Genomic DNA, 6265 nt, shown 5'->3' with positions numbered 1-6265 from the left:
GTACCGGGGGTAGCCCCGGCCAGCGTGGTGATCCTGGGAGGGGGGGTGGTGGGCACCAATGCTGCCAAGATCGCCCTGGGCATGGGGGCCCAGGTCACCATCCTCGAGCTCTCCAAGCATCGCCAGCAATACCTCGACGATATCTTCGGCGGGCGGGTCATCACCCTGGCCTCCACCGAGGCCAATATCGCCGCGGCTGTGCGGCACGCGGACCTGCTGATCGGGGGGGTGTTGATCCCTGGAGCCAAGGCCCCCAAGCTGGTCACCCGCGAGATGCTCTCGAGCATGAAGGAGGCCTCGGTGATCGTGGATGTGGCGGTAGACCAGGGGGGATGCGTGGAGACCATTCACCCCACCACCCACGCCGACCCCACCTATGTGGTGGATGGGGTGGTGCACTACGGCGTGGCCAACATGCCTGGGGCGGTGCCGCGTACCTCCACCTTTGCCCTGACCAACCAGACCCTGCCCTATGTGCTCCGGTTGGCGGAGCGGGGCTTGCAAGCCCTGCATGAAGACCCGGCCTTGCTCAAAGGCCTCAATACCTACCAGGGCAAGCTCACCTACCGCGGCGTGGCCGAAGCGTTTGGGATGCCCTGCGTGGAGCCGGAAGCTGTGCTGGCCTAAGCGGGTACGAGGGGATGGGGAGGGCGGGCCTGCTCCCTGATGGTCTAGAATCCTCCCTATGCGCCCCTTTGCCTTAGCGTTGGTCTTCACCGCGCCTGTTTTTTCTCAGACCGTACCCTGGGCCTCGGGAGAGCAGCTGATCTACCAGCTTTCCTGGCAGGGGATGGATGTGGGCAAGTTTTACCTCAGCGCCCACTCCACCGAGGGGGGCTGGAGGTTCCACGGGCGGCTCGAGCCCCAGGGGTTGGCCGCGTTGGTAGGGTATGGCCTGGAAGAGGAGAGCATCACCGGACCGGATCACTACACCAACACCTTTTGGCGCAACCTGACTGAGCCCTTCAAGGGCACGACCAAACTGAGCTTTGCTCGCACCCCAGATGAGGGGTGTTCGGCTACGGTAATTCAGCCCAGCGGCAAGGTCTCGAGCTGGCACTCTCCAGTCGAAGAGGTGCTGGACGAGCTTTCGCTGATCTACTACGCCCGCTTGTACCCTGAGGTGCGCCAGGTCAACCTGGTGGACTATCCGGGTCTGGCCCAGGGGACCCTCCAGGTGAACAAAACCCCCGATGGCACAGCGGTTTATCGCTTTGTGCGGGAAGGGTTGTTGGTAGAGGTGCGGTACCGTTCCGACCCCCAGCGCACTCCGACCCGGATCATCTTTGGGCGCGATTTCGGGCAGATCGAGGGCCGCCTGCTCGAGCGGTAGAGGGGTAAAGCGCTGCGTTCCCCAAAACGATAGGCTAGAATCGAAAGGCAAGCCGGTCTGGAGGAAAATCTTGAAAGGCAATATCACCATTTCCGAAGGAGCTTTGGCCGCAATTTTGGGCCTGGCCGCTCACGAAGTCCCTGGGGTATTGGGGATGAGTCCGGCGGGGATCCGAGACAGCATCAGCCGTATCCTGGGCCGGGCCGAGGCCAGCGAAGGGGTCACGGTCAAGCCCGATCCCTCTGCGCCGGGAAAGTATCAGGCCGATCTCTATGTGGTGGTGGCGTTTGGCTCGAGGATCCCCACAGTGGTAGATGGCATTGCTGAACGGGTGCATTGGGCGGCCAAAAGCTTAGCGGGCGCCCAGCTCTCCTCGGTGCGAATTCACGTGGTGGGGGTTTCGCGTGGCTGAAACCCTCTCCCCCCAAGGCCTGGCGGAGGCCTTCCGTTACGCTACCGACTGGTTCGCGGTATACGTCGAGGAAACCAACGCCCTCAATGTATATCCCGTCCCGGACGGGGATACCGGTACCAACATGCACCTTACCCTACAGTCGGTGCGGCGTGAGCTGGACCTGGCCGATACCACACGGATGGGCGAGGTGGCCCGGGCCATCAGCTACGGCTCCTTGCTGGGGGCTCGAGGCAACTCCGGGGTGATCACCTCCCAAATTCTCAAAGGTTTTGCGGAGACCCTCAAAAACGCCCCTGAACTCACCCCCGCGCTGTTGGTGGCGGCCCTCGAGGAGGGTTCAAAAAGCGGCTACCGCGCGGTGATGAAGCCGGTCGAGGGGACCATCCTCACCGTGTCCAAGGGGATTGCTGAGGGGGCTAAAACCGCTCAGGGCGGGAGTTTAGAGGCGGTGCTGTCGGCTGCGTTGGTGGGAGGGCGAGCGGCCCTGGAGCGCACCCCTGAGCTCTTGCCGGTCCTCAAGCAGGCTGGGGTGGTGGATGCGGGTGGGGCGGGGCTGCTGCGGTTTTTAGAGGGGCTAGATGGCTACTTGGAGGGCTTGCCTCTGCCCCGGCCTCCCAAGGTGGAGAAATATGCCCAGACCCAGTTCGCCGAGGAGGAGTTTGGGTACTGCACCGAGTTTCTGATGGACTCAGTGAAAGAGCCGGTGGAGAAGATTCGCGCCCTGGTCGCCCCCTTTGGTGATTCGCTGCTGGTGGTGGGGGCTGAAGGTTATGTCAAAGGCCACATCCATACCAATGATCCCGATGGCCTATTGGCGACCGTTGCCCGGTATGGTCACATGGTGCGCACCAAGGTTGAGGATATGTCCCAGCAGCACACCGAGATCCTCTCCATGGCCGGGGCCGCCGATGAGCCTGCCGCCCCCACCGGATTGGTAGCGGTGGCCACTGGCTGGGGATTGGTCAAAGCCCTGCGGGACTTTGGAGCCCGCATTGTGGCGGGTGGACAAACCGCCAACCCCAGCGTGCAGGACATTTTAGATGCGATCAAGAGCCTACCCAACCCCGAAGTGATCGTACTGCCCAACAATTCCAACGTGATCATGAGCGCGCAACAAGCGGCCGAACTTGCCCGGGAGAGCGGTAAGCAGGTGACCGTGATTCCCACCCGCACCTTGGGGGCGGGGTTGGCGGCCTCGGTGCAGTACCAGCCCGATGCCTCTGTGGCTGAGTTGGTGCCTGAGATGCAAAGGGCGGCAGACCAAGCCCTTACCCTCGAGGTAACCCGGGCCAGCCGCAGCGTGGAGATTGGGGATTTGGCGATTAGCGAAGGCCAGCCCATCGGCCTGAAGGACGATAAGCTGGTCCTGACCGCTTCCACGCCGGAAGATGCCCTGTTTGAGCTGGTGGCTCAGGCTGCAGCCGACGGCTACGAAGTTCTTACGGTATTTCATGGCCCCAGCACCGATCCATCCAAGCTCGAGGCCCTGTCGGCTCGGCTGAATCAGGCCTTTCCTGACCTGAGCCTCGAGGTGCACCCAGGCGGTCCAGATCTCTACGACTACCTGGCGGTGCTGGAGTAGAGAAGAGGGCCCTCCAGGCATAGGGGGGCTTAACGAAAATGAGAATCTCATGGGGTGGCTTGAGGTTACTCTCATGTAATGCGGTGGGCTTTAGTCCGGGGCTCAACGGCAGGATGAGACTTTAGAACCTGGGGCTCGAGACCCGGTGGGCCAGCAGTATGAGAATGGGCCCCTACCCTTCTAAGAGAACCTGCGAATTCCCTACCTACCCTGATCGGGTATGAGTTTAGCCGTATTGTCTCATTCGCTCATTACCTCGAAACAACCCCATTTTCGCTGGCCTTTCCAGGTAGGAGCCTCTCAACCCAAGACATGGTTGAGCAGTTTGTTGGTGCTGCTTGGGGTTTTTGGTTTTGGCTTGGCCAAGGCCCCAACCAGCTTTACGGTCACGGCTACGGCCTACACCTCTTTGAGCTCGCAAACCGACGGTTCCCCCTTCATCACCGCCACCGGGGCTCGTACCCGGCTGGGGATCATTGCAGTGAGCCGAGATCTATTGGGTACCCTTCCCTATGGCTCGAGGGTCAAGCTGCAAGACCTCAGCGGGGAGACCCGCTTCAACCGCTTGTTCAGCGACCGGGTCTTTGTGGTTGAAGACACCATGCACATTCGCTGGCGCAACAAGATTGATGTGTGGTTCCCCGACAATGCCACCGCGGTCCGCTTCGGTGTGCGCAAGCTCAAGCTCACGGTGTTGCAGGTCGGGCGCGGTTAGAATAGACGGCAGTCGGAGCGAGGGGCAAGGAGCCAACGCTCCTTGCTTTTTGCCTATGCGCTTTGTTTTTTTTCTAGCCCTGCGCCAACTGCGTTACCGCCGCACCCAGAGCCTGACCACCCTGCTGGGGGTAGCGGTGGGGATCATGGTGCTCACCACCGCGCTCTCGCTGACCAATGGTTTCGTCAAAGGGCTGATTGATGCCACGCTCAAGGCGGTGCCTCATCTGCAACTGCTGGTCTTGCAAGAGGACAAGCCTCCCCCACCCCCCAAACCCAACCCAGAGGTTCTGGCCCAGGCCCCCGTGTTCATCACCAAAGCTCTGCTGACCCGGCGGGCCGGGGCGGGCCGCTCGGCCGGGGCTGACTTCGCTACGATTCTCGGCCTAGGCCAAGGCGGGGCCGCGGTGTATCCAGAGCTGGATTTGTCCCGGCTGAAGCCCGGAAAGATTGTGCTGGGGTTGGCCCTGGCTCGGTCATTGGGAGCCTATCCAGGCGACAAGTTGTTTTTGGTCTCGGTTAACCAAAAGCGCATAGAGCTCGAGGTTACCGCCACCTTTCAGACCGGCAACTACCTTCTAGATTCAGGGTTTGCCTTCACCACCTTGCAGGACGCTCGGAACCTGATGGAGCAACCGCACGGGCTTACGGGCTATCAGCTCCGCCTCAAAGACCCCGAGAAAGCCCCGCAGATAGGGGTAGAGTTGGCGGGCTCTGCGTACTTTCCGCAGCCCTGGCAATCCACCAACCGCACCCTAATTCAGCAGCTGGCCCTGCAAAAGCGGGTGATCGGGATCGTGGTTTTTTTGATTGTGTGTGTGGCCGCACTGGGAATGGCCAATGTGTTGGTGCTGGCGGTGGTGGAGAAAACCCAGGACATCGCCCTCTTGCGGGTGTTGGGGGCTCGAGGGCTCCAGGTTGCAGGGGTATTTGGGCTCGAGGGGCTCATCCTCGGTCTGAGCGGGGTGATTTTGGGCAACCTGCTGGGCTGGGGATTATCCAGCTACTTTGCCTGGCGCCCCCTCGCCATTCCAGGGGAGCTCTACTTCCTGACCCGGCTGCCGGTGGAGATTCGCCCGTCAGACTTCCTATGGGTTTCGGGGATGAGCCTGCTGGTGGTGATGCTGGCCTCGCTGCTGCCGTTGTTCAGGGCCCTGCGGATCAAACCGGGAGAGGTTCTGCGCTAAGCCCTTCTGACGTCTAGCGCCCTTCGAGCCCCTGTGCGGTTTCAAAGAGGAACCAGGTCCGGCGCTCGGCCTGATCAATCAGCACCTCGAGCTCGCTTGCCGTGGCCACGTCGCGATTTTTCTCGCATACCTCATGGGCTGCACGCATGGCCGTAACCATGTGACGGTTATCTTCCATCAGGCGGCGCACCATCTCCACGGGTTCCACAAAGGCATCGTTGTCGTCTTTGAGGGTTTGGAGCTGACCAATATGGCCAATGCTGCGTAGGGTGGTGGCTCCTAGCTTGCGCAGCCGCTCGGCCAGCACATCTACCGATTCCAGGATCTGCTCAGCGTGCTCATCAAAGAGCAAATGCAGATCGCGGAAGTGGATCCCGGAGAGGTGCCAGTGGAAGTTTTTGCTCTTCACATACAGGGCCAGAGCATCGGCGATCAGCGGATTAACCGCCTCGGCAATTGCCGCCACTTCCTGGGGTTTGAGGTCGGTGGGGGTAGCCAGTGCAGGGACGCTGCGGGTAAGGGTTGCGGTACGTTGGGCCATATCCTCTTCCATCCTTTCTTTTGCCTAATTCCATAGTGGCGCGAAGGGGCGTTAGAGGCGTGAGGTGTATAACACCAGAACCCCCGGCCGGACATCCCAAAGAGATCGAGGTTGTTGACGGGATGGGGAATCCCCATTACTATAGGCGTTGCTGTAGACGGCTTGAGACACCGAAGTGTGTGCGCAAAGCGAGCCACGAAGGTCAGAAAGTGCGTTCAGGACTGCTCGAGTAGCTCAGCTGGTAGAGCACACCCTTGGTAAGGGTGAGGTCACCGGTTCAAGCCCGGTCTCGAGCTCCAAGATGTACCGCCCGTCCACCGCTGCGGGCGGTACAAAACTGAAAGCGGAAGCCAATAGGAGGAAATCATGGCGAAAGGTGTGTTTGAGCGGACGAAGCCGCACGTAAACGTAGGGACGATTGGGCACGTAGACCACGGGAAGACCACGCTGACGGCGGCGATTACCTTTGTAGCGGCGGCGGCGAATCCCAATG

General features: G+C 61.0%; 8 protein-coding genes and 1 tRNA gene. 8 read left to right on the top strand and 1 reads right to left on the bottom strand.

Annotated elements, in window-relative coordinates; translation table 11 throughout:
• From Mgrana_RS16300 to Mgrana_RS16275, 6 genes are all read left to right on the top strand, one after another.
• On the top strand, positions 1–627 hold a 627-nt coding region (locus Mgrana_RS16300; RefSeq protein WP_170146513.1), incomplete at its 5' end, for an alanine dehydrogenase.
• Positions 628–685: 58 nt separating this feature from the next.
• Positions 686–1333: a DUF3108 domain-containing protein gene (locus Mgrana_RS16295; protein WP_119358634.1), complete on the top strand. Its 648-nt coding sequence runs from the start codon at positions 686–688 to the stop codon at positions 1331–1333.
• 70 nt (positions 1334–1403) lie between these two features.
• Positions 1404–1745, top strand: coding sequence for an Asp23/Gls24 family envelope stress response protein (locus Mgrana_RS16290; protein ID WP_119358633.1), 342 nt, complete (start codon positions 1404–1406; stop codon positions 1743–1745).
• On the top strand, positions 1738–3330 hold the full coding sequence (locus Mgrana_RS16285; RefSeq protein ID WP_119358632.1) for a DAK2 domain-containing protein: 1593 nt from the start codon (positions 1738–1740) through the stop codon (positions 3328–3330). Before Mgrana_RS16290 ends, Mgrana_RS16285 begins: the two co-directional genes overlap by 8 nt.
• A 331-nt stretch (positions 3331–3661) precedes the next feature.
• On the top strand, positions 3662–4045 hold the full coding sequence (locus tag Mgrana_RS16280; protein ID WP_240631413.1) for a 3D domain-containing protein: 384 nt from the start codon (positions 3662–3664) through the stop codon (positions 4043–4045).
• A 55-nt stretch (positions 4046–4100) separates the two neighbouring features.
• Positions 4101–5231 (top strand): ABC transporter permease, encoded by a 1131-nt coding sequence (locus Mgrana_RS16275; protein WP_119358631.1) that lies wholly within the window; start codon positions 4101–4103, stop codon positions 5229–5231.
• A 13-nt stretch (positions 5232–5244) separates the two neighbouring features.
• Here the strand turns inward: Mgrana_RS16275 and Mgrana_RS16270 are convergent, their stop codons facing one another.
• Positions 5245–5772 (bottom strand): Dps family protein, encoded by a 528-nt coding sequence (locus Mgrana_RS16270; RefSeq protein WP_119358635.1) that lies wholly within the window; start codon positions 5770–5772, stop codon positions 5245–5247.
• A gap of 223 nt (positions 5773–5995) precedes the next feature.
• On the opposite strand from Mgrana_RS16270, the gene Mgrana_RS16265 reads away from it, so the two are divergent.
• Both Mgrana_RS16265 and Mgrana_RS16260 read left to right on the top strand, forming a co-directional pair.
• Positions 5996–6071 (top strand) — tRNA-Thr (locus tag Mgrana_RS16265).
• A 67-nt stretch (positions 6072–6138) separates the two neighbouring features.
• Positions 6139–6265: GTP-binding protein (locus tag Mgrana_RS16260; protein ID WP_240631362.1), on the top strand; the 127-nt coding region annotated here is incomplete at its 3' end.

Origin of the sequence: Meiothermus granaticius NBRC 107808 (assembly GCF_003574355.1) — a bacterium.
GTDB classification, from domain to species: domain Bacteria; phylum Deinococcota; class Deinococci; order Deinococcales; family Thermaceae; genus Meiothermus; species Meiothermus granaticius.
The sequence above is the reverse complement of the archived record's forward strand: the minus strand, read 5'-3'. Positions and strand labels throughout refer to the sequence as shown.

Bases quoted from the DNA above. Each gene is read 5' to 3' on its own strand.
- Mgrana_RS16295 (WP_119358634.1), top strand. From the start codon at position 686: ATGCGCCCCTTTGCCTTAGCGTTGGTCTTCACCGCGCCTGTTTTTTCT.
- Mgrana_RS16275 (WP_119358631.1), top strand. From the start codon at position 4,101: ATGCGCTTTGTTTTTTTTCTAGCCCTGCGCCAACTGCGTTACCGCCGC.
- Mgrana_RS16270 (WP_119358635.1), bottom strand. From the start codon at position 5,772: ATGGCCCAACGTACCGCAACCCTTACCCGCAGCGTCCCTGCACTGGCT.